The 20,749-nt window shown below is 55.9% G+C and carries 24 protein-coding genes; 20 read left to right on the top strand and 4 right to left on the bottom strand.

Features of this window, described 5'->3' with window-relative positions; genetic code table 11:
* The 20 genes from G7Y44_RS09475 to G7Y44_RS09380 all read left to right on the top strand — a co-directional run.
* The coding region (locus G7Y44_RS09475; protein ID WP_165249400.1) for a VaFE repeat-containing surface-anchored protein at positions 1 to 1,091 on the top strand (1,091 nt) is incomplete at its 5' end.
* A complete protein-coding gene (locus G7Y44_RS09470; RefSeq protein ID WP_165249398.1) occupies positions 1,081 to 1,842 on the top strand; it encodes a class B sortase in 762 nt (253 codons plus the stop codon). The genes G7Y44_RS09475 and G7Y44_RS09470, both read left to right, overlap by 11 nt.
* Before the next feature lie 108 nt (positions 1,843 to 1,950).
* Positions 1,951 to 2,568, top strand: a complete 618-nt coding sequence (locus G7Y44_RS09465; protein WP_165249396.1) for a recombinase family protein — start codon at positions 1,951 to 1,953, stop codon at positions 2,566 to 2,568.
* A gap of 327 nt (positions 2,569 to 2,895) precedes the next feature.
* Positions 2,896 to 3,471 carry a hypothetical protein gene (locus G7Y44_RS09460; protein ID WP_165249394.1) on the top strand — a complete coding sequence of 192 codons (576 nt, stop codon included), beginning with the start codon at positions 2,896 to 2,898 and terminating at the stop codon, positions 3,469 to 3,471.
* Between the two features lie 9 nt (positions 3,472 to 3,480).
* Positions 3,481 to 4,017: a transcription termination/antitermination protein NusG gene (gene nusG / locus G7Y44_RS09455; protein WP_165249392.1), complete on the top strand. Its 537-nt coding sequence runs from the start codon at positions 3,481 to 3,483 to the stop codon at positions 4,015 to 4,017.
* A gap of 66 nt (positions 4,018 to 4,083) precedes the next feature.
* Entirely contained in the window at positions 4,084 to 4,812 is a 729-nt protein-coding gene (locus tag G7Y44_RS09450) for a sugar transferase (protein WP_206214460.1), read from the top strand.
* Between the two features lie 2 nt (positions 4,813 to 4,814).
* A complete protein-coding gene (locus G7Y44_RS09445) occupies positions 4,815 to 5,612 on the top strand; it encodes a WecB/TagA/CpsF family glycosyltransferase (RefSeq protein ID WP_165249390.1) in 798 nt (265 codons plus the stop codon).
* Positions 5,605 to 6,822, top strand: coding sequence for a nucleotide sugar dehydrogenase (locus tag G7Y44_RS09440; RefSeq protein WP_165249388.1), 1,218 nt, complete (start codon positions 5,605 to 5,607; stop codon positions 6,820 to 6,822). Before G7Y44_RS09445 ends, G7Y44_RS09440 begins: the two co-directional genes overlap by 8 nt.
* A gap of 25 nt (positions 6,823 to 6,847) precedes the next feature.
* Positions 6,848 to 7,936 (top strand): non-hydrolyzing UDP-N-acetylglucosamine 2-epimerase, encoded by a 1,089-nt coding sequence (gene wecB / locus G7Y44_RS09435; RefSeq protein ID WP_165249402.1) that lies wholly within the window; start codon positions 6,848 to 6,850, stop codon positions 7,934 to 7,936.
* A gap of 84 nt (positions 7,937 to 8,020) precedes the next feature.
* Positions 8,021 to 9,088 carry a glycosyltransferase gene (locus G7Y44_RS09430; RefSeq protein ID WP_165249386.1) on the top strand — a complete coding sequence of 356 codons (1,068 nt, stop codon included), beginning with the start codon at positions 8,021 to 8,023 and terminating at the stop codon, positions 9,086 to 9,088.
* The gene (locus G7Y44_RS09425) at positions 9,085 to 10,104 is read left to right on the top strand and encodes a glycosyltransferase family 2 protein (protein WP_165249384.1); all 1,020 of its coding nucleotides are present in this window, start codon (positions 9,085 to 9,087) and stop codon (positions 10,102 to 10,104) included. Before G7Y44_RS09430 ends, G7Y44_RS09425 begins: the two co-directional genes overlap by 4 nt.
* Positions 10,105 to 10,107: 3 nt before the next feature.
* Positions 10,108 to 11,256: an EpsG family protein gene (locus G7Y44_RS09420; protein WP_165249382.1), complete on the top strand. Its 1,149-nt coding sequence runs from the start codon at positions 10,108 to 10,110 to the stop codon at positions 11,254 to 11,256.
* A 28-nt stretch (positions 11,257 to 11,284) separates the two neighbouring features.
* Positions 11,285 to 12,082, top strand: a complete 798-nt coding sequence (locus G7Y44_RS09415; RefSeq protein ID WP_165249380.1) for a glycosyltransferase family 32 protein — start codon at positions 11,285 to 11,287, stop codon at positions 12,080 to 12,082.
* Positions 12,079 to 13,173: a glycosyltransferase family 2 protein gene (locus tag G7Y44_RS09410; RefSeq protein WP_165249378.1), complete on the top strand. Its 1,095-nt coding sequence runs from the start codon at positions 12,079 to 12,081 to the stop codon at positions 13,171 to 13,173. The genes G7Y44_RS09415 and G7Y44_RS09410 overlap by 4 nt, the downstream gene beginning before the upstream one ends.
* 309 nt (positions 13,174 to 13,482) lie before the next feature.
* Positions 13,483 to 15,075 (top strand): oligosaccharide flippase family protein, encoded by a 1,593-nt coding sequence (locus tag G7Y44_RS09405; RefSeq protein ID WP_165249376.1) that lies wholly within the window; start codon positions 13,483 to 13,485, stop codon positions 15,073 to 15,075.
* The gene (locus tag G7Y44_RS09400) at positions 15,072 to 15,566 is read left to right on the top strand and encodes a serine O-acetyltransferase (protein ID WP_165249374.1); all 495 of its coding nucleotides are present in this window, start codon (positions 15,072 to 15,074) and stop codon (positions 15,564 to 15,566) included. Before G7Y44_RS09405 ends, G7Y44_RS09400 begins: the two co-directional genes overlap by 4 nt.
* Before the next feature lies 1 nt (position 15,567).
* Entirely contained in the window at positions 15,568 to 15,717 is a 150-nt protein-coding gene (locus G7Y44_RS09395) for a hypothetical protein (RefSeq protein ID WP_165249372.1), read from the top strand.
* Between the two features lie 22 nt (positions 15,718 to 15,739).
* Complete coding sequence (locus G7Y44_RS09390) at positions 15,740 to 16,354, top strand: acyltransferase family protein (protein WP_165249370.1); 615 nt, start codon at positions 15,740 to 15,742, stop codon at positions 16,352 to 16,354.
* The gene (locus G7Y44_RS09385; protein WP_165249368.1) at positions 16,321 to 16,812 is read left to right on the top strand and encodes a hypothetical protein; all 492 of its coding nucleotides are present in this window, start codon (positions 16,321 to 16,323) and stop codon (positions 16,810 to 16,812) included. Before G7Y44_RS09390 ends, G7Y44_RS09385 begins: the two co-directional genes overlap by 34 nt.
* 468 nt (positions 16,813 to 17,280) lie before the next feature.
* Complete coding sequence (locus G7Y44_RS09380; protein WP_165249366.1) at positions 17,281 to 18,264, top strand: Abi family protein; 984 nt, start codon at positions 17,281 to 17,283, stop codon at positions 18,262 to 18,264.
* 320 nt (positions 18,265 to 18,584) lie between these two features.
* Here G7Y44_RS09380 and G7Y44_RS10350 read toward each other — a convergent pair whose 3' ends face one another.
* The 4 genes from G7Y44_RS10350 to G7Y44_RS09365 form a co-directional block, all read right to left on the bottom strand.
* Complete coding sequence (locus tag G7Y44_RS10350; RefSeq protein WP_206214459.1) at positions 18,585 to 18,746, bottom strand: hypothetical protein; 162 nt, start codon at positions 18,744 to 18,746, stop codon at positions 18,585 to 18,587.
* Between the two features lie 144 nt (positions 18,747 to 18,890).
* Positions 18,891 to 19,157, bottom strand: a complete 267-nt coding sequence (locus tag G7Y44_RS09375) for a hypothetical protein (RefSeq protein ID WP_165249365.1) — start codon at positions 19,155 to 19,157, stop codon at positions 18,891 to 18,893.
* 208 nt (positions 19,158 to 19,365) lie between these two features.
* Positions 19,366 to 19,734, bottom strand: coding sequence for a hypothetical protein (locus G7Y44_RS09370; RefSeq protein ID WP_165249363.1), 369 nt, complete (start codon positions 19,732 to 19,734; stop codon positions 19,366 to 19,368).
* Between the two features lie 77 nt (positions 19,735 to 19,811).
* Positions 19,812 to 20,471 (bottom strand): hypothetical protein, encoded by a 660-nt coding sequence (locus G7Y44_RS09365; protein WP_165249361.1) that lies wholly within the window; start codon positions 20,469 to 20,471, stop codon positions 19,812 to 19,814.
* Positions 20,472 to 20,749 lie beyond the last annotated feature (278 nt).

The raw sequence follows: 20,749 nt of genomic DNA, 5'->3' as shown, positions 1-20,749 counted from the left end.
CGGTCGAGGTGACCTTCACGTTCGCAGGCACAAGCCTTGCGGGTAAGTCGCTCGTGGCGTTTGAGACCATGCTCTTCGAAGACGCCGAGTATATGGTGCACGCCGACATTGACGACGTTGACCAGACGGTCGCCATCGTTGACATCGCTACCCAGGCACGTGACGGCATCACGAATACAAGCGAAGGAGCCGCCACGAAAGACGGCAAGCTCATCGACACTGTTGCCTATACAGGCCTTACCCCCGGACATGAGTACCGCATCTTTACCACCCTCATGGACAAGTCTACAAACACTGCTCTTACAGGCGATGACGGGCTTCCGAAGGTGGGTACTACCGTGTTCACACCGAATACTCCTGACGGAACCGTGGACGTCACGGTCGACATCGACACGACCAAGCTTGCGGGCACGTCGGTTGTCTTCTTCGAGAAGCTCACCGACAAGGATGAGAGCATCATCGCCACACACGAAGACATCAACGACGAAGGTCAGACAGTGAGCTTTCCGTCCATCCACACGACAGCAGCAGACGGCGCTGACGGCGACAAGAACGTGATCGCCAATGACAAGGCCAAAATCGTAGACACAGTGTCTTACGAAAACCTCGCCGTCGGCAAGGAGTACGTCGTAACCGGCACCCTTATGGACAAGGCCACAGGCGAGCCGCTAAAGGACGCCCAGGGCAAAGAAATCACAGCGTCTTCCGTGTTCACGCCCGAGCAGCCCGACGGCGAAGTCGAGGTCACTTTCGAGTTCGACGCCACGGGACTTGAGGAAAAGACCGCCGTTGTATTCGAAACGCTCGTAAAGGATGGCATTGAGGTTGCAACCCATGCCGACATCAATGATGAGGCCCAGACGGTAAACATCGTGTCTGATGAGCCCACGCCTGAGCCAGAACCCGTACCTGGGCAAACGCCTGAGCCTGAGGCTTCCGGCAAGGGATATCCCAAGACTGGTGCTGTCGTCACAGCGTGCGCCGTCGGGGCAAGCGCATGCGCACTTGTTGCGTTTAGCTTAGCAGGGGGCACAAGCGCGTTCCTAAGGCGACGTGAGCGCAGCGAAGCGGAACCCTCCGATGAGAAGTAGGCGCACACGCAGCGCTAAGTGTGGAGGCGGGTGTTTTGCCCGCCTCCGCGGCATCGTAGCGCGCCTTTTTCTGATCATCGCGGTTGTATGCCTGCTTGCCTTCGCGCTCTGGCAGACAATCCCGCCTGATGTTTCCCTCGCACCCGCAAAGACGCCTGTTACAGAGACGGAAACCGGATCTGAGGGCGAGATGTCTTGCCCAATCGACTGGGACGCGCTTCCTGAGTCAATCGTCACATGGGTGGAGGTGCCTGGGACAACCATCGATGAGCCCATAGCGCAGGCGACACCGGACTACCCGAACAGATACCTCTACGAGGACGCGCTGGCACAAGGTGCATACGGCACTCCGTATATCGACTGGGAGTGCACGGCGCACTCCCCATTCGTCATGGTCTACGGCCACAACTTAAGCGACGGCACGGTCTTTGCTGACTTTGCAAAGTTCAGCGATCGCGACTACGCGCGGCAGCACGAGGTCATCTACGTTCACACGCGCTCGAATGGCGGGTGCTATGAGCTCAAGGTCAGGGCAGTTGACGTGGTTGACGCACGCCAAGAGATGCTACACACGAGCTTCGCCACAGATGAGGAGCGCGTCGCATACGTCGAAGGCGCCGTAGCCCGAAGCGACCTGGCGCTCGACGGGAGCGTGATCGCAAACGAGGTGGTCTGGGCCTTTGCGACCTGCAGCGATCAGACGGGAAATTATCGCACCGTCGTGTATGCATCCACATCTCAACCTGCTTAATTAAGAGATACGACAGTGCCGCATGAGACACGCATGCGCCCCGTGCGCCCCATGCGGTGTTGAGTATCGCTTTCTGCGATTGCGATGCGACATATGAAGGAGGCATCCATGTCAAACGCAACCTACGGGTACGCCCGAGTATCCTCCAAAGACCAAAACCTGGACAGGCAGCTCGACGCCCTTCTAGCCTTCCCGGTTGATAAGTCAAACGTGTTCGCAGACAAGGCAAGCGGCAAGGACTTCGAGCGGCCTGAGTACAAGCGGCTCATGGACGTGATGAAGGCGGGTGATGTGATGGTCGTCAAAAGCATCGACCGGCTGGGACGCAACTACGACGAGATCATCGATGAGTGGAGAAACATCACAAAGCACATGGGATGCGCGATCGTGGTGCTTGACATGCCACTGCTTGACACCCGGGAGTCCAAGGAAAACGTCACCGGCGTGTTCATCGCCGACATCGTGCTGCAACTTTTGAGCTACGTGGCTCAGATGGAGCGCGAAAACATTCGCCAGCGCCAAGCCGAAGGTATTGCTTCGGCGAAGGCGCGCGGGGTGCGGTTCGGACGCCCAAGCAAGAAGAAGCCTACGAGCTATAAGGCGACAAGGCAGGCGTATTTGGAGGGGCACATCACACGCGCTGAGGCGGCCGGGAGACTGAAGGTGAGCCTGAGCACGTTTGACAAGTGGCTGCGCGAAGAGCGCAAGGACAAGGCCGTAAGCTAGCGGCACATGACAACCGCCGCTGAAAAACAAATCCTTAAAAACAACTGAATAAGACCTGTTCAGACCACGTTTTCAACGTCTGAAAAAGTACACCTTTTCACTCACCGACAATGTCGTGAATTATACACGTCTTTTAGCGGATTATACACGTCTCTCGAAATGTTTACCCTGTTCACATGGTTTTCATTACCGTTTTTCGTTTACTGGTACCCCTTAATTTTTAAGTGTACTTTTCCAACACCCTTACCGGCAAGAGGCGCAGATCGTCGCTCATAAAAGGGCCGCGGTCACGCCTTGTTTTGACTAAAAGTAGGCAAGGGGGTGGATATGGCCAAACAACCTGCAGGGGTACTAGCCTTCGGGGGCATGCCTGTCGGCAGACGCACGCCTCGCGGCACCAGGCGCTGGTATGTGGTCCATGCCCCTGGGCGCGAGCAGGCCACTTGCGACAAGGTGCGCAAGCTCATGTCTCCTGACCTGCTGGAAGACGCCTTCGTCATGCGCAAGGAGCGTTGGCGCAAGTACCACGGTACGTGGAGTCTCTACCCGGTTCCCATGTATCACGAGTACTTCTTCGTCGTGACGAAAGATGTGCTCACCTTAGACAAGGAGCTTGCCAAGCTCTCCTTCCCTGCGCGCATAGCGAAAGCCGACGCCACCCGCCACTTCGCGCCGCTCTCCGCAGCCGCGCAGGAATGGTACGAGGGCGTTCTTGACACAGAACGTGTCATCCGCACGAGCACCGCCGTCATTGAGGACGGCGTGCTGCACGTGCAGTCAGGCCCGCTTGTCGGCCAGGAGGATCGGGTGGTGAAGGTCAACCGCCACAAGCGCTTCTGCTTCGTGGATGTGGACGGGGGGTTCGCCGAGTGCGTGCCCATGGACGTTCCCTTCAAAAGCTAGGGGTAAGCCATGTGGTTTGCGATCAACGTGAGGCCGGGCTGCGAGGAGCGGGCACTGGCCCTTTTGCAGGAGCGTGCGCTTCCCGACGGCCTTGAGGAGCTGTTCGTGCCGAGGGTCGAGGTGGGCGCGGCGCGCGAAGGCTCTGACCCGCCGGAGGAACCTTTGGCACCGGGTCTGCTTGTGGCCGTGGCACCTGGCAAGCGCGAAATCCGCGCGGCTCTGCGCCACGCACGCGGAATCGACGAGCTGCTGCTCGACGGCCCCAGCGCTGCAGAAATGGAGCCGGGCGAGGTCGCGCTTCTAGGCGCGCTCACGTGTCCAGGGCATCGCACCGTCGGCTTCTCGGAGGGCCTTGTCGGCACGGGCGGTGCGATCACAGTGACGAGCGGCCCGCTTTGCGGCCGTGAGAACCTGATCCGCCGCGTAAGACACCGAGGCAAGCGCGCCTACGTGCGCATGAGCGTGGCCGGCCAAGAGGTGGAAGCCCAAGTGGGCCTGAGAGTCACCTGCCGGCGGAGCACTACGGGCGCAGTGGCGACTGGATAGAGAAAAGAAGCGAGAGAAGGACACGCCCTCACGAAGGGTACCTAGGAGCAAGGAAAGGATACAGGGTTGTCGTACGGTCTGGCCGAAGACGCAGTGGACGTTGTCTGCGCGGAAGCTGTGAGGGATCCCATTGGCATTGCGGACGACCCCGCGCTGGCCGAGGCCGTAGAGCGTCTGCGATCGGGACGCCTCGGCTATCGTGCCGTCAAGCGCGCCTTCGACATCGTTTTCAGCGTGTTTATTCTTGTGTTCTTCAGCTGGCTGTTCCTCATTGTCGCCGTCGCTGTCAAGCTCGACGACCCTAAGAGCCCCGTCGTCTTCAGGCAAGTCCGCGTTGGCAAGGACGGTCGCGAGTTCACCATGTACAAGTTTCGCAGCATGTGTGCTAACGCAGAGGATCGCCTGGCGGAGCTATGTCATCTCAACGAAAAGACGGGGCCTGTGTTCAAGATGGCGAACGACCCCCGCGTCACGCGCGTAGGCAAGTGGCTGCGCAAGCTGTCGCTCGACGAACTGCCGCAATTCGTGAACGTCCTCAAGGGCGATCTCTCCGTCGTTGGTCCACGCCCGGCGCTGCCCTCCGAGGTCGCCTCCTACACGCCACGTCAGCGCGAACGGCAACTCTGCAAGCAGGGTATCACCTGCTACTGGCAGACCAGGCGCGATCGCGACTCCATAACCTTCGACGAGTGGGTCGACCTTGACCTGCTCTACATCAAGAAATGCTCCATATGGACGGACTTCAAGTTGATTATCCAGACCGTGGGCTGCATGCTCACCGCACAGGGGAGCTGAGCATGGCAGAGAGACTTGAGAACGCACAGCGGGACTGGCTCGCTCCGAACAGATACCCCATTCTCAACTCGTATGTCAACGTCCTCTCGCTTGAGGAGACGGTCGCTGCGGTGGAGGAGATCATCTCGCGTGGGGTTCCAACCCAGCACGTCGTGATCAACGCCTCGAAGGTCAACCTCATGGAAGGCGACCCGAGGCTGCGGGAGATCGTCAACGCCTGCCCTCTCATCAATGCGGACGGTGCGTCCATCGTATGGGTGGCCAAGAGGTTCGGGGTACCTCTCAAGGAGCGTGTCACGGGAATTGACCTGTTCCTTCGTCTAGTCGAACTTGCCGCCGAGAAGGGTTATGGGATCTACCTTTTCGGAGCTAAGGACGAGGTGGTGCGCGTAGTCAAAGAGACCTTCGAGGAAAGGTATCCAGGGATCCGCATCGCGGGGTGCAGGAACGGTTACTTCTCGAAGACCGACGAGCCTGACATCGTCGCCGACATGGCTGCGTCAGGTGCCGACATGATGTTCGTTGCGTTCTCCTCTCCTAAGAAGGAGTACTGGGTCCACGAGCATCTGGACAAGATTGGAATCCCGTTCGTCATGGGTGTTGGCGGCAGCTTCGACGTCGTGGCGGGCGTGACGGTACGCGCGCCCAAGTGGATGCAGGAGCACGGTCTGGAGTGGCTCTACCGTTTTATCCAGGAGCCGGGGCGCCTCTGGAAAAGGTACATCGTCGGCAACGCGAGATTCGTGCTGCTCACTTTGAAATACGGGAAAAGGATGAAAGGAACCGCCTCGAATGGTTAACGTAATCGGCCTCGGCTACATCGGCCTGCCCACTGCCCTCATGATGGCCTCGCACGGAGTCGAGGTCATCGGTACGGACTACAACGCAGATCTTGTGGCGACGCTCAACGCCGGTAGGACCACCTTCAAGGAAGAGGGCTTAGAGGAGCTTTTCGCCAAGGCTGTTGAGGCCGGCATAAGGTTCACCACCGAGTACCAGGTCTGTGATACCTACATCGTGAGCGTGCCCACGCCCTACGATAAGGTGGATAAGAAGATCGACCCAGGCTACGTGGTTGCCGCCTGCAAGACGGTGCTTCAGGTAGCCCCCGAGAACGCAGTGCTCGTCGTGGAGTCCACTATCTCCCCGGGCACAATCGACCGCTTCGTGCGCTCACTCTTGGTCGAAGCGGGTCGCGAGGATGTTGCGCTTGTCCACGCACCGGAGCGCATCATCCCCGGCAACATGGTGAGCGAGCTACTGCGCAACAACCGCACCATCGGTGCGGATGATCCTAAGGTTGGCGAGCGCGTGGCTAAACTCTACGCTAGTTTTTGCCAGGGCGAGATCGCTATCACCGACATCCGCACAGCCGAGATGACCAAAGTTGTGGAGAACACCTTCCGAGCCGTCAACATCGCCTTCGCCAACGAGCTCGCGAAGGTTTGTCGCGTCGGTGACATGGACGTGCATGAGGTTATTCGCATAGCCAACAAGCACCCGCGCGTTAACATTTTACAGCCGGGACCGGGCGTGGGCGGTCACTGCATCCCAGTGGACCCCTGGTTCCTCGTGGGCGACTACCCCGAGACCGCGAGTTTCGTGCGGCTCGCTTTACAGACTAACGCTTCTATGCCCGAGTACGTGCTGCACCGCGCGCATGAGGCAATGGCCGAGTACGGTATCACCGACCCTGCAAAGGTCGGCATCTACGGCCTCACGTACAAAGAAGACGTGGACGACGTGCGCGAGAGCCCCACATTGCAGATGCTCGAAGCGCAGGCAGAGCATCTGGGCGGTGCGGCCATGAAGGTCTACGACCCGTGGGTGGAGGTCGACGTCGTGCCCAACCAGGTTCACTCCATGGACGAGTTCCTCGATGGCCTGGAAATGGTGATTGTTATGGTCGGCCATTCCCAGGTTAAGGGCAAGCCCGAGGTGTTCGGCGACTGCATCCTGATTGACCCGCGCAACGTCATGGGTGATGACGCCAATGTCTGGAAGCTGTAGGGTGTCGACGTTGAGAAAGAAGGTCATGCTCGTCTTCGGGACGCGCCCAGAAGCGATAAAGATGTGTCCGCTCGTGAACGAGCTGAAATCACACCCCGACAAGTTCGAGGCGATCGTGTGCGTCACCGGCCAGCATCGTGAGATGCTCGACCAGGTGCTGCGCGTCTTCGGGGTTAACCCCGACTATGACCTCTCCGTCATGAGGTCGGGGCAGACCTTGTTCGACATTACGAGTAACGTGCTACTCAAGGTAAGAGCAGTTCTTGAAGAAGCCCGCCCCGACATTGTGCTTGTCCACGGCGACACCACCACCTCGTTCGCCGCAGCACTTGCGGCGTTCTATCTTCAGATCCCGGTGGGTCACGTGGAGGCGGGACTGCGAACGCGAAACCTCGCGAGCCCCTTCCCTGAGGAGTTCAACCGACAGGCGGTGGACATAGTATCTCGCTGGTACTTCGCGCCCACAGACATTTCGCGCCAGAACTTGCTTGACGAGGCCAAGCCTGCCGAGCGGATATATGTCACTGGAAACACGGGCATTGATGCGTTGCAAACCACAGTACGCGGCGACTACTCGCACCCCGAACTCGCCTGGGCGGAGGGTTCGCGCCTTATCCTCGTCACCGCCCACCGCCGCGAGAACCTGGGTGAACCCATGCATCACATGTTCCGTGCCATTCGTCGTGTTATGGAGGAACATCCGGATACCAAGGCCATTTACCCCATCCACATGAACCCGCAAGTGAGAAGAGCGGCTCACGAGGAGCTGGACGGCTTCGACCACCTGCACATTATCGATCCGCTCGAAGTTGTGGACTTCCACAACTTCATGGCGAGAAGCTATCTCGTTCTTACCGATTCTGGCGGTATCCAGGAAGAGGCACCTTCGCTTGGCAAGCCCGTCCTCGTCATGCGCGACACCACCGAACGACCCGAGGGCGTGGCTGCGGGAACACTGCGCCTGGTCGGGAGACAGGAAGAAACAATCTATAGCGAGTTCTCGTATCTGCTCGACAATCCGTCGGAGTATGAGTCTATGTCTCATGCGAGCAACCCGTACGGCGATGGTCATGCAAGCGAACAAATTGCTAGCGTTCTTGCTGAGGACAGGTGAGTTATTTTGTCCCGGGTTACGAGCACAGAGAACATTGTAGACAAGCAGCACGTCCTTCACGTCGTTTCGAAGTGGAGTGTCGGCATGGGCGGTGTCAAGCGCTTTATTATCAACGCTGCCCACGCCCTTGATGCCGATCGTTATGATGTCTGCATCCTCTCAATAGGTGCACTGGAAGGTGACACTCTCGGCCTCAAAGTCGATACTCTTCTCAAGAATCCCGCGGATGCTCTTAATCTTTTGATGGCAGCGGATGCTCTTCAAGCACGTCTCCGAGAGATGAGCCCAGACATTGTTCATATCCACGGTAATAACGGAGTTGCTCTGCTCTATGCCGAGGCGGCTAAGAGGGCGGGGCAAGTTGTGAGAGTGGTGCACTCACATAACTCGTCGCTGGGCAGCGACGAGTTATATAAGCGCCTCGCAGACTCGATACTGAAGCAATTATTCGCCGATGCCCCCACTGCTCGGGTTGCCTGTTCCCGGCTAGCTGGTGATTGGCTTTTTGCTGATAGGCCTTATGCGATTTTGAGAAATGGTATAGATGTGGAGCGCTTTGTGTTTTCGCACGTTGACCGCGGGGCAGTTCGCGATGAGCTGGGCATTCCGCGGAGCGCTGCCGTGCTTGTTCTCGTGGGAGCAGGCATTCCCGCAAAGAACACCCGTTTTGCGATTCGCATTCTTGCTGAATTGCTTAGTCGAGGTTCAAACGTGCATCTTCTGCTCGTTGGCGAAGGGATAGAATCTTGCGCTTTGCGGGCGGAGGTTGATAGAGCGGGGCTTTCGAGCTTCTCCCACTTTGTCGGTACCGTTGGCGACGTGTGGCGTTACTACAGCTCAGCAGACGTGCTGCTAATGCCCAGTCGTTACGAGGGTCTTCCCATCGCGCTCGTAGAAGCTCAAGCAAATGGACTGCCTTGCCTTGTTTCCGATGTCGTATCGAGCGAGGCTGACGTTGCGGGCTTACTCCGGTATCTTCCGCTCGGCGACATCTCGGAATGGGCGCACGCGGCGTGTGAAGCTGCAGAGAGGGGATTTGGACGCGATGTAGTTTCGACAGTGGTGTCGGCAAAGGCTGTAAGAACGGCTGGCTTTTCCCTGGAGGATTTAGGACTCCAACTCTCAGAGCTTTATAAGGAGGGTGGGAATTGAGATTCTCCATTGTTGTACCCGTCTATAATGTCGAGCGGTATTTACCGCACTGCCTAGAATCCATTCGCTCTCAAGGCTTCGCGGGTTTCGAGGTCGTGTTGGTGAATGACGGATCAACTGACGGCAGTTCTGATTTGTGCGAAGACTTCAGTAATACCTCTGGTTTTCCGGTTGTTGTGGTCAACCAGGCGAACAAGGGTCTTCTCGCTGCTCGCAGAGCAGGTTTCGCAGCTTCAAGCGGCGACTATCTAATCTCTCTAGACAGCGATGATGTCCTCCATCCCGACGCCTTGAGGAAGATCGACGAGGCTATAACTCGCACTGAAGCCGAGGTCGTACTCTTCGGTTTTTCGCGCAAGGAAGACTTCAGTGATCCCTCCTTTCCTCCTATGGTAGCCGATCGAGTCTACGATTCGGATGAGATGCGTCAGCTCTTTTGCTCGACGAACCGTATGAACGCCATGTGCTTCAAAGCTGTTGCGAGGCCCTGCGTAGGGCCTGAGATACTCTTCGAGCAATTTGGCTGCCTCAATATGGGAGAAGACGCCGTGCAGTCGGCCATTATCTTCGATAGGGCTCGAAGCGCCGTGCTCATTTCTGAGGTGCTCTACTTCTATCGCCCAAACCGCGCGAGCATAAGCTCTCGGATTGGCCGTTCGTATCTTGTCGACATGGAGAAGGTTCAAACTAACTTGGCGGCCTATGCCAACAAGTGGGACGGAGGGTGCGACGTTGGCAGGTACACCCGAGCCTTTGCCCCGAGGTGTATCGAAGAAATCTGCCATTTCGTGCTTCATTATACCTCGAACATAGGCTTCAGGGAGTCTCGCGAGGCGTTGGAGGCCGCCGCCGCATCACCCTTTGTCGCTGCTTGTTTAAATGATCGCTCGCTTCTTGCCGAGCATACCTTACATACGCGTTTTGTTGCACATCTTCTATCCGCAAGACGACTCCGTCTTGTTTGGGTTTTAGCCCGTGTACGCAGGCTCTTCTCCTCTTTGATGAGGGGTTGCTAGCTGATGCTTCCATATCTCTCGACATTTATGCTCGCAACCGTCCTCTTTGAAGTGGGCAAATCTGCGGAGTCTCTGCGTCGGGGCAGGCTCATTGCCGTTTTGGCCTATGTGCTTGCCCTTTTCTCGCTTTGCTTTTTGGCTGGCGTACGTGATCTTAATATTGGTACTGATACCGGTGGGTACGGAGCTTTTTTGTATCAACAGGGGCTAGTTGCAGACAGTTTCGCGTCGTATCTATACGTTGTTGACAATAGCTATTGGGATGTTGCTCCATTATACGCGCTGTACTCATATGTTGTCGTTAAACTCTTTGGGACGCAGTTCGCCTATTTCTTTGCCGTTGAGCTTGCAGTGGTTTTACCTGTGTTTTTGGTTTCAAGGCGCATTTGCGCGCGTCATCTGGGCGTACCCATGCTTTTATATATGCTCATACTCTACATTCCGAGTTTTAATATGATGAGGCAGTCCGTCGCTCTGGGCTTTGTACTCCTTGCTGTTTTGAAGGTTATGGATGGAAAACTTGTCCAGGCTGCTCTTCTGGAGCTTGTCGCGGCTTTAATTCACTCTTCAGCTCTCATCGGAGTTGTTTTCTGCCTCCTCTGGTGCTTTTTGTTTCGACGTGATGAAAAAACGAACGAGTGGGGCAATAAGAAATGGTCTCAGATACTCATATTCTCATCTCTTGTTGTGATTGTCGTAGGCATTCTTTTCTTTAGGGAGATTGCTGGATTTCTTTCGGGGGCTGCGGGTATCGGGAGGCTCTTCGCATATGGCACGCACAACGGTAGCGAGTTCGGAACATCGAGTTTTGTTTATGTCGTCCTGCTGGTCACGGGGGCTCTCCTCATGATTAAGGCAGTCGATTGGCGTTGGCGCGTTCATGCGGTGTTCTTCTCTTATCTTGTGGCGCTCTGTATTCCCTTTTATATCCTTAGCGGCATCGACAACACTATAGGAAGAATGATGGAATACTGTGCTCTTTTCATCATCCCGTATGTAGGTATCTATTTCTCTAAATCGCACGCTCATGACTTAAGCTTCGGTTTTTTGCTCGTGGTAGGTGCTTGCATGTTCAGGTTTTTCTTTTGTTTCGTTTGGCAAGGTTTCAGCGCCGCCGTTCCTTACACGTCGACTTTCCTTGGCATCCTGTAGTCAGCTCAAGTTGCAGATTGGATTCTCAATGATACCGAAAGTGATTCACTATATCTGGTTCGGTGGAAACCAGCTCTCCCCTTTAGCCAAACGATGCATTGCATCTTGGGAGAAATACTGTCCAGACTATGAGATCAAACGTTGGGATGAGTCCAACTTCGATGTTATGCAGAACCGTTATTGCCGCGAAGCCTATGAAGCAAAGAAATGGGCTTTTGTCAGCGACTATGCGCGACTCTGGATTCTGACGCACGAAGGAGGCATCTACATGGACACTGATGTGGAGGTGCTAGGGTCTCTAGACCTATTCCTTGACGAAGAAGCTTTCTCAGGTTTTGAGTCGGAGACCCAAATCCCGACAGGCTTAATGGCCTGTCGGGATTCCTTTCCGCTCTTCGTGCGCCTTCTGCGTGACTACGACAACCGCGTTTTCTTGAAGCCAGACGGCACGTTCGACACTACCACCAACGTAATTTACATTACGGAGGCGTGCCTCGACGAGGGTCTTGTTCTCAATGGAGAGAAACAGACGATTGCTGGGTTCACGCTCTATCCGCAGGATTACTTCTGCCCGAAGGACTACAGAACAAAGCAACTCCGCCTTACAAAGAACACGAGAACCATCCATCACTTCGACGGCTCATGGCTTCCTCCGGAAGTGGGTGAGTTTCAGCGCCGCCGGGACCGACTCGTACAAGCGTGGCCTTTCATACCTCGCAGGAGTGTTGCTGCTCTCGCCATGTTACAGACCTGCATGTGTATGAAAAGCTCCCGGCCTCTTTCCGTTTGGCTCGAAGCCAAAAAGAGTCATGGAGGTGTTCGATGATCGATTCTCGCATGGGGCCACCTCTCTCTATCATCATGCCCGTATATAACACCGAAGAAAAATATATTCGCCCTTGTCTCGCTTCCATTGAAGCATGCGGTGCGGCGGGGTTTCATCCTGAGGTTGTTATTGTAGACGACGGATCAGAGCCCTATTACGGCACGACTCTGCTTCGGATCGTCAACCAATACGACATTAACGCTCGCGTCTTTCGTAAAGCAAACGGTGGGCAAAACTCCGCGCGGGCTTGGGGTGTTACCCATGCTACAGGGGAATACCTTCTCTTCATGGACTCCGATGACCGTCTTGTTCCGTCAGAGCTTGCTCGTGTGCTCGCGGAAGCTCTGAAGAACAGGCCAGGGGTTCTCTGCTTCAACTATGATCGCGTTGCCCCAGACGGTACGCTGATCTCACGTTGTTGTCCCTGGAGGGGTTCCTATCGCCAGAGCGAATCGCTTTCCCGTCACATAAAGGAGAGCGATTCGCTCTGGCGACAGCTGTATAGTCGAAAGCACTTTGTCGAGTCGGGCGTGCGACTTGTTGAAGGGCCGAGGATAGGTGAGGATATGGCTTCCGCTGTCGCCTTGCTGCTTGCAATCGGTGAGGTTGCGCTGACGGAGTCAGCGCCCTACCTTTATGTGCAGCATCCCATGAGCATCCTGCATGATGTGCCAGAGGGATGCTTGCTCGACATACTCGACGCCGCCGATGGCATGCTCGAGCAGATCTCATCCGAGAACCGTGCGGAGTATGCTGTGGAGCTTGAGGCGTTGTGCATACTCCATGTTCTATTCTGGGGTGGCGTGCGTGCTGTCAAAGCGTGCCCGGATCCTTCGAAGCTCAAAGACGCATTCTTCGGGTGGATGGACGACCGCTTCCCAGCATGGCGGTGCAACGCATGTCTAGGGTCGCTTGTCCAGGAGTATAACTTGGATTTCAAGCTTATTGTCAATGGATATTGGCGATTGTACGCCGCCTTTCTCAAGGCAAGAGCGCTCAAAAACGGCAGATCTACGATGGCCTCGTGGAATCCGGCGGCTTCAGTCGAAGAATCTTTTCATCATGAGCCTCTCTTCCGGGTACGGCGGTAATAATATGGGCTGTATCGAAAATCTCTCAAGTTGGCTGATCGTCTCTGACATAGGTTGTCTTCGTCTGCTTTCCGGGAAGGTTTGCAACAAAACTTGGTGTGGGTTTCGGCAACACCAAGTCTCGCTTCTTGGATTTCGGACGCATATCATTCATCCCGATCCCCATCTTTCTTTGATGTTCTTTCGGCTGAGGGCCATGGTTCTCGTACGCCTCCTCGCACAAGCATACTCACTTGACGCCTTACCTGACCAGATCTTCACACTCTACGCTGAGCTTGAAGGTTATCTGCGCTGGTGTGGGGGTAGCACATGGGCATAGCGAAGAACATCGGTCAGCGCATTGCGTTGGATGGTGAAGGAGGTTCCGCGAGGCGCAGGAAGCAGGGTGTCGTCGTCTCCTATATCTACACTGCCGTGCAAATTGTCGTTAACCTTATATATGTCCCCCTGCTTTTGTCGACAATTGGCCAAGACGAGTACGGTCTCTACCAGACTGTGGGTTCCATTATGACCTATGTTATCTCGATCAACGGCATTCTCTCTGCCGGGGTCGGTCGGTACTATAGCATGTACAAGGCTGAGGAGAATGAACATATGATGGAGAGCACGCTCGCCATCGCAAAGCGGCTCTACTGGGTTCTTTCGATTGCTGTCCTCGTTATCATTGGCGCCATCATTCCAGTCTTTCGCGGCGCATACGCCGGATCCTTCACCGACTCTCAACTTGATGAGTGCTCCATTATGCTCGTGGTCATGGCGGCAAACGCCGTTGTAACCTTTAACAATGCTGTTAATGTTGCTGCGATAAACGCTAACGAGCGTTTTGTCTTTCTCAAGGGCGTTTCGATGGTCGCGCTGGCAGCTCAGCCTATTCTTGTTGCTATAGTAGCTCACTTTTACCCCAACGCCGTTATCGTGACATTCGTTATCCTTGCTATGAATATATTGAGTTCGACTCTCCAGCGCATCTTTGCGCAGTGCTATCTGAAAATCAGGTATACCTTCCATGGCTGGGACAAGAAGCTTGTCAGGGATCTCCTTGGCTTCTCGGTAGCGATCGTACTGGTTGCCGTCGCCGACCAAGTATTCTGGAATTCTAGCAACCTTGTCGTTGCATACTTCTACGGGGCGGGTCCTGTAGCTGTGTATGCTGTCGGCTCTCAAGTCTACAAGGCCTACATGTCAGCAGGTATGGGCGTCTCGGGCGTCTTTTTCCAGCGCGTTTCGGTTCTTTATCATCATGATCGAGACATGGGGGCCATATCCGCCCTTTTCGCGAAGGTTGGCAGGGTGACCTTCCTCGCCTGCTCTCTCATCTTAGGTGGCTTCTTCGTTCTCGGTCAAGATTTTATCGCCATTTGGGCCGGAGAAGGCTATGAGGCATCCTTCTGGATTGCGATTGTGGTCATGGTGCCGATGACCGTCGATCTGATTCAGAATCTTGGTCTCACTATCATGCAGGTCGAAGACAGGTACCTTTTTAGAGGCATCGTTTATTTTGCCTTAGCTATCGTGAATGTGGTTGCCTCCGTCTTACTCGTTCCTCGTTTTGGTGTTGTAAGCGCAGCGCTCGCAAGCGGTCTCTGTATGTTCGTTGGCAACGGCCTTATCATGAATTGGTACTACTCAAAGCACATTGGACTTGATATCCATCTTTTCTGGAATGAGATACGAGGACTTGCTGTTCCCTTCTGTCTTGCGACGGCGCTGGCGGTTGCTGCTTATCGTCTCTGTCTCGAAAGTTATAACGGCATTCTCTCTTTTCTTCTCGGCGGTTGTATGTATCTCGTACTCTATGCCCTCATCGTTGGCAAATGGGGTCTGAATGACTATGAACGCAATCAGATAAAGAACGTCATGATGAAGCTTCATTTGATCAAGAGGGAGTCGGACGAGCTATGAATATATCCGAAGATTTCAAGGCCAGTGCCGAGGGGAAGGGCTTCTCTCGTACCATAGGCACTTTCTTCTTTAATCCCTGCTGGCATTCCGTTGCCTTGTTCAGACTCTCTGCCATGTTGTACCGCCTGCATCTTGAGCCCTTCGCCAAAGTCGTTTGGTATCTAAATCGCGTCATGTACTGCGTTGATCTAGACTATCGAGCTCGGCTAGCGCCTGGATTCAAGCTTGTGCACGGGCTTGGAGTCGTAGTTGGCGCCGATGTGGTTAGTGACGGTCCGCTGACCCTTTACCAAGGTGTGACCCTTGGCGGTTCTCTCGGACGTGTTCGTGACGATTCTCGAGGAAGCGTATTCACTCAGCCTCATTTTGGGAAGAACTGCACTGTTTTCACAAATGCCTGCGTTTTCGGCCCCGTATATGTTGGCGATAACGTGATCGTGAAGGCAGCTCGGATTGTTACCAAGGATATCGAGGCAGGTGCACGAGTTTGAAATGAGTGCAACGACGAGCAAGGTGGACGGAGTTCTACACCTCACCCTCTGCGCGATGCTTGTCGGCAAGTGGGGTCTCGACGACTACGAGTTTGGAATGATGTGCTCATTCTTGGCGAAGACTCCCGTATTGCGCACCATGGTCGGATGACAGATTAAGAGAGCAGGTTGTTATGGGTTTTCAAAATGAGCGCCAGAGGCTCTCCTATCCGGGGATCGACGTTGCGAAGCTCGTCATGGCCATCGTGGTGGTCGAGATACACACGCGCCCGTTCGGGATGCTCGGCGGGATTGCCGGCTCCCTGCTGCTCGCGGTCGAGAACATCGCCGTGCCGTTCTTTTTCATTGCATCTGGGTTCCTGTGCTTCAAGGGGCTTTCGGTAGCCGACGTAGTCGGAAAGGGTGCCCCCAAGCTCTTCCGCGTCAAGGGGACGGCGCTCAGGATACTCCGGCTGTACGTAATCTGGATGCTCGTGTACCTGCCGGTGGACGCCTTCGGTGCCTGGCTCAATGGCTGGGGCGTCGCCGGGTTCGCCGCCCGGTGGGCGCGGGGCTTCCTTCTTGTGGGGGAGTCGGTCTTCTCGTGGCCGCTGTGGTACCTGCTCGCTGCGGCGGTGTCGTTCGCCGTTATCTACCTAATGCTTCGGGGGGGGTTGGCCCGCGTATCATCCTCGCGGTCGCCCTCTGCGCCATGTTGGCAGGCTGGGGCCTTCTGCTGCTGCGCGGGTGGGAAGCGGCGCCCGCATGGGTGGCGTTGCCGGTCGAGCTCTACTTCGCGGTGTTCCTGAACGTCCGCAACGGGCTGTTCCTTGGGTTTTTCTACGTCGCGCTCGGGATGGTGTTCGGACTTCGGTCCGACGAGCTGCCGCGGCTCAGTCCCGCCGTGGCCCCCGCTCTGGTTGCTGTGGGCCTGGCGGGCTGTGTCCTCCTGAGCGCGGACCAGCACCTGCCCTTCTGCGCCGCCGCGTCGGTGGGCGTTTTCCTGCTCTCTGTCGGTAAGGTATCCCCGGGTTCCGGGCATCCCGTCGCCAGGAATGTCAGCACGGTCGTCTATCTGACGCACATGGCGTTCGTCGTCCTGCTCGTCTACGGGGTCTTCGGGGGAGGCGGTGTGTCGGTCTACAATGCCGGGGCTCAGATGGGCTTCGTCTTCGTGCTCTCGCTCGTCTGCTCGCTGTCATGCGCAGCAGTCGTCCTTCCCGTAGCTAGGCGACATCCTGCTGTAGCTCGATTCTTCGGGATTTGACCAGGTCCGCATTCGTATTTCAGGGTGTGTTTCGAGGCTGTTGCGTTCGCAACACTGCTGGTGATGGGCTCGTTGTACCCGATGCGGGCATCGTCGCGTCATGCTCGCGGGGCGCTCGACTCACCGTCACAGCTTGGCGGCTCGCACCGTGTACGACGCCGGTAAATTGCCTACGGTGTCTCACGCGTCTATAGATCCGTTGTGCTAAGCGCGCCCCAAGCACAAAGAAAGCGCCGAAGGTAGGTGTATTGCACACCGTTCGGGCGCTTTGCTAACTGTATAGTACCCGATTCCAACTTGACGTCAATCGCTTCAGCTCGAAACGGTGTTTAGCAATGAGTGGAACACTGCTCATTCTTTTGCTTCAGAACTGTCGTCTACGGAATCCCCTCGACCAAATAGTGGAAATAGGGGGCTGATCATGGAGATACGAGGCGAGCCAAATGAGCAGAATGTAAAATGGGAAACATGACAAAAGCAGACGGAAACATAGAAGAATCCAAGCCCTGCAAGCAGCCAAAGCCCAAGCTGACCGCAGATGAGCAGATAGCTCATCTTAAGTCCAAAGGCGTGAAGTTTGAGCTGTGCAGCGAACAAGAAGCGCGCACGTGGCTCACAACCCGCGCGTTCTACTTCCAAATCGCTTCTTATCGCGTGCTTTTTGAGAAGTACGTCGGCGGCAAGAACGACGGCAAGTACATCAACCTCGACTTCGGTAACCTGGTGATGCTCTACCGGCTTGACGGGCTTCTTCGGGAGACACTCTTCCCACTGACTCAAGATGTGGAACATGCCGCAGCCGTAGGCATTGTCAAGAGAGTCACCGAAAAAGTGGACGAGGACGGCTACGTCATCGTCGAAGAATACATGCAGAGCCTGTCAAAGCATGACCGTAATCGCCGTGAACACGAGCTTATTATGCTCAGTAAAGATGCCTACAGCGGTGCTCTCGTAGAGAAGTACGGACTGCGTCCTCCTGTATGGGTGCTCGCCGAGCTGCTTACCTTCGGGGCCTTCATCGACTTCTACCTCTTCTGTGCACGGCGGTGGGATGACAAGACGCTCCTCGACGAGCACTACCTCCTCCGGCAATCGAAGATGGTCAGGAATGCTACTGCACACGGCTCTGCCATTCTCAACGGACTCAGCTCCGAGGCAACTCGAATTCAAACCAACAACAACGTTAGCAACGCCCTGGCGGAGATCGGCATCTCACCCCGCCAGCGCAGTTCGAAAATGAAGAACCCGCGTCTTCAGCAGATTGCCTCGCTTCTCTACCTGCACAAGGAACTGATCAAGGACGGAGAGCTCCACACGAGGGCGACTAAAAACTTGGCGGCACTATGTACTTCTATGGCTGAAGCAATGAAGGCGATGCCGAAGAACGACGTAATCAGATCGTCACTCGGTTTTCTTGTGAACGTCACGCAAGCTTGGTTTCAGGATGTATAATGCATACAGATAGAAAAACCTTCGAGGTTTTGTAGGGCGGAGTCGCGAAAGCGGTTCCGCCTAGTTGTTTCCAAGGGTCATGCAGACCGTCCACGCCGATTTTTCAGTCAACCCCACACCGATGAACTGCGAAGCACCACACCGAGAGCAACGCAATAGACATCAGTAACATATCCAAAACACGTACGATTTGCTGGAATTGGTAAGAGAGTATTACGCTTGAGACCTGTCCATATGTCCACCCTCAGTGTCGTTTGAGGTGACAATCCGGCACCTCAAATTTTGGTACTCTTCTATGACCGCAAACTCAAACACAACGATTACCGAATGATCGACAATTTGCCGGGTTCCCCGAATCTATTCCCAATGCCGCCGACCACCTTGGTTTCCCAATGGCCTTCTGCTGCATGGTTTACGGTGCTGTAACCGGTGACGATCTGCTTGACCTTGCTGTGATGTCCAGAGCCAACCCCTGCAAGCATGTGCGCCTTGCCATGCGCCAATGTGTTGCCCGTGACGTTCGCGCCGCATACGTCGCAAATCGAGACCTCCTTGGTGCCATAAACTGGAACCTGCTCACTCCCTACATGAACCGAAACACTGCCTTGATGAGCCAGCGAACAAAACTACCGACCAACCTCATCGAGATCACCCCATTTCTCTTCCTCGCCGTCTTCTTCCGCTTCGCTTGCCAGCTTCGCCGCCACGAGCTTCGACGCGACGCTCCTCGGCACTCCGGGAACGCAGGGCTCATCTTCACCGGTGAGTTTTCGCGAATATGTGTACAGCTCGCAGATCCGCTCGTGCAGACTCTTCGATGACGAGCCGATGCACTCGTATGCCTTCTCGTCGAAGCTCTGAAGGTCGATGAGCTCCCCGAGCACGTGTTTCACGATCTCCTCGCCATCGACCACAACAAGCTCGACATGCTCAAGTTCTGTGGCCGATGCCAGTAAGAAGCGCCAGCCTTTGGTGCGCCTGGCAACGGGAACGTCGTTTTCGGCGGCATCCTTCTTAAAGGATCCCGTTCCGGTTCGCCTCGAAGAATGCCGGCACCGAAAAGACTCATGACCCGTTTGGTGCAATGGGCTGCGCGAGCGGTCAGAGGACTTCAATGTAAACGGAGGGCTCGACGTGCATCGTGAGCTCATCGTTGTTGCCGACCGTTCTGAACTCTATGTCCTCCCAACTCTCGCCGATGCGGCAGAACTCATAAGGGACGCCGTCCTCTTCGAGCTTGTCGAGCGCGTCGGTTACGTTCGTGACGTCGGCGAGAAAGCCGTCGTACCATTTGATGGAGTCCCAGCCGAAAACGACGCAGTCGCTGTCCTCTTCGTAGAACTCAGGGCGTCGCCCGGGGCCCATCAGCGGATAGGTGCTGAAGCCCGCGCTGGCAAGTTCGATGCGGTCGCACATCTGCCCGTAACCCTCTTTCGTGGTTGCGATTCTGACTTCGCTTCTGTATCCCATTGCGGCGATCCTTTCTGTGTGAGATGAGTTGGAGGATATGCCGCCTGCCCGTTCGGGCCGACGGCGTTTAGGGCGACCTACTTGCGAGGCGCGATCCGACACGTCTTCCCGTGCGGGTAGTTGTTGGGATTCAGGGAGTAGTCGCCGTTGCGACCGTAGCGCGCAACGTAGGCACAGCCCGTCCTGTCTGCCCCATTCACCATGTCGGTTCCGAACCCGATGACGGGATAGGTTCTTATAGTGCCGTCGACTTCGCGCATCCAGACCGTGTCGCCTAATTTCAGCTCGGATACGGGAATCTCGATGGAGTCCAGGAAGGCACCGAGCCGCAGACGCTTCGGCATGGCCTCATCGAAGCTTCGCAACATGTCGTCGAAGTCGTGCTCGTGCTGCTCGCGGGACTCAGGGAACTCGTGCCAGCCCGTGACGTTGTAGTCGTCGTCGAGCTCCTCCTCGATGCGGCCGACGATCTTCCAGCCGTCGATGACGTAGACGCCGTTGTCACCCTGATCGCCGAGCCGGTCGAACCGATCGATGCCCACGCTTAAGGCACCTCCGAAGAAGTTGCCCATGACCTGCGCCATCCGCGCCCATCCGTAGCTGTCGCAGCTCGGCGGTCGATACCCTTGAAGCTCGCAGTACGTAAGCAGCGGCTCCACCGTGTCGCGTCCGCCGTTCCAATGCAGGTAAAGCGCCAGATCCTTCTTCGGCGTTGTGATGACTGCCCTGTTTCCCATTGTGAAGACCTCCTGATCGTCTCGGCGATGCCCCTTGCTTCGCCTTCTGGGCGCAGGCGCGCCGGGGTTCTGCGGGAGGCGCAAGGGTGCAAAGCGAAAACCCGGAGGGTGTGAGTTTTGCAGGGAATGGAGTGTCGTTCATCATGCAAAAGTTTTTCGCGGCCCTTGCGGCTCTGCGGGTTCCCGGCGAGTCTTTGCGGCTGAAGGAGAGGCGGGGCATGTCGTACGGGAGGTCGCTTGGAAAACAGGCGGTGCACCGACTTGGAAAGGAGCGGCAC

This window comes from Adlercreutzia sp. ZJ141, assembly GCF_011038965.1.
Taxonomy (GTDB): Bacteria; Actinomycetota; Coriobacteriia; order Coriobacteriales; family Eggerthellaceae; genus ZJ141.
Note: the sequence above shows the minus strand (reverse complement) of the source record. Positions and strands in the feature narration are given on the sequence as shown.

Excerpts from the sequence above, each read along its gene's own strand:
- G7Y44_RS09470 (WP_165249398.1), top strand. The coding sequence starts at position 1,081 with ATGAGAAGTAGGCGCACACGCAGCGCTAAGTGTGGAGGCGGGTGTTTT.
- G7Y44_RS09465 (WP_165249396.1), top strand. The coding sequence starts at position 1,951 with ATGTCAAACGCAACCTACGGGTACGCCCGAGTATCCTCCAAAGACCAA.
- G7Y44_RS09460 (WP_165249394.1), top strand. The coding sequence starts at position 2,896 with ATGGCCAAACAACCTGCAGGGGTACTAGCCTTCGGGGGCATGCCTGTC.
- nusG (WP_165249392.1), top strand. The coding sequence starts at position 3,481 with ATGTGGTTTGCGATCAACGTGAGGCCGGGCTGCGAGGAGCGGGCACTG.
- G7Y44_RS09445 (WP_165249390.1), top strand. The coding sequence starts at position 4,815 with ATGGCAGAGAGACTTGAGAACGCACAGCGGGACTGGCTCGCTCCGAAC.
- G7Y44_RS09440 (WP_165249388.1), top strand. The coding sequence starts at position 5,605 with ATGGTTAACGTAATCGGCCTCGGCTACATCGGCCTGCCCACTGCCCTC.
- wecB (WP_165249402.1), top strand. The coding sequence starts at position 6,848 with ATGCTCGTCTTCGGGACGCGCCCAGAAGCGATAAAGATGTGTCCGCTC.
- G7Y44_RS09430 (WP_165249386.1), top strand. The coding sequence starts at position 8,021 with ATGGGCGGTGTCAAGCGCTTTATTATCAACGCTGCCCACGCCCTTGAT.
- G7Y44_RS09420 (WP_165249382.1), top strand. The coding sequence starts at position 10,108 with ATGCTTCCATATCTCTCGACATTTATGCTCGCAACCGTCCTCTTTGAA.
- G7Y44_RS09415 (WP_165249380.1), top strand. The coding sequence starts at position 11,285 with ATGATACCGAAAGTGATTCACTATATCTGGTTCGGTGGAAACCAGCTC.
- G7Y44_RS09410 (WP_165249378.1), top strand. The coding sequence starts at position 12,079 with ATGATCGATTCTCGCATGGGGCCACCTCTCTCTATCATCATGCCCGTA.
- G7Y44_RS09405 (WP_165249376.1), top strand. The coding sequence starts at position 13,483 with ATGGGCATAGCGAAGAACATCGGTCAGCGCATTGCGTTGGATGGTGAA.
- G7Y44_RS09400 (WP_165249374.1), top strand. The coding sequence starts at position 15,072 with ATGAATATATCCGAAGATTTCAAGGCCAGTGCCGAGGGGAAGGGCTTC.
- G7Y44_RS09395 (WP_165249372.1), top strand. The coding sequence starts at position 15,568 with ATGAGTGCAACGACGAGCAAGGTGGACGGAGTTCTACACCTCACCCTC.
- G7Y44_RS09390 (WP_165249370.1), top strand. The coding sequence starts at position 15,740 with ATGGGTTTTCAAAATGAGCGCCAGAGGCTCTCCTATCCGGGGATCGAC.
- G7Y44_RS09380 (WP_165249366.1), top strand. The coding sequence starts at position 17,281 with ATGACAAAAGCAGACGGAAACATAGAAGAATCCAAGCCCTGCAAGCAG.
- G7Y44_RS10350 (WP_206214459.1), bottom strand. The coding sequence starts at position 18,746 with ATGCTTGCAGGGGTTGGCTCTGGACATCACAGCAAGGTCAAGCAGATC.
- G7Y44_RS09370 (WP_165249363.1), bottom strand. The coding sequence starts at position 19,734 with ATGGGATACAGAAGCGAAGTCAGAATCGCAACCACGAAAGAGGGTTAC.
- G7Y44_RS09365 (WP_165249361.1), bottom strand. The coding sequence starts at position 20,471 with ATGGGAAACAGGGCAGTCATCACAACGCCGAAGAAGGATCTGGCGCTT.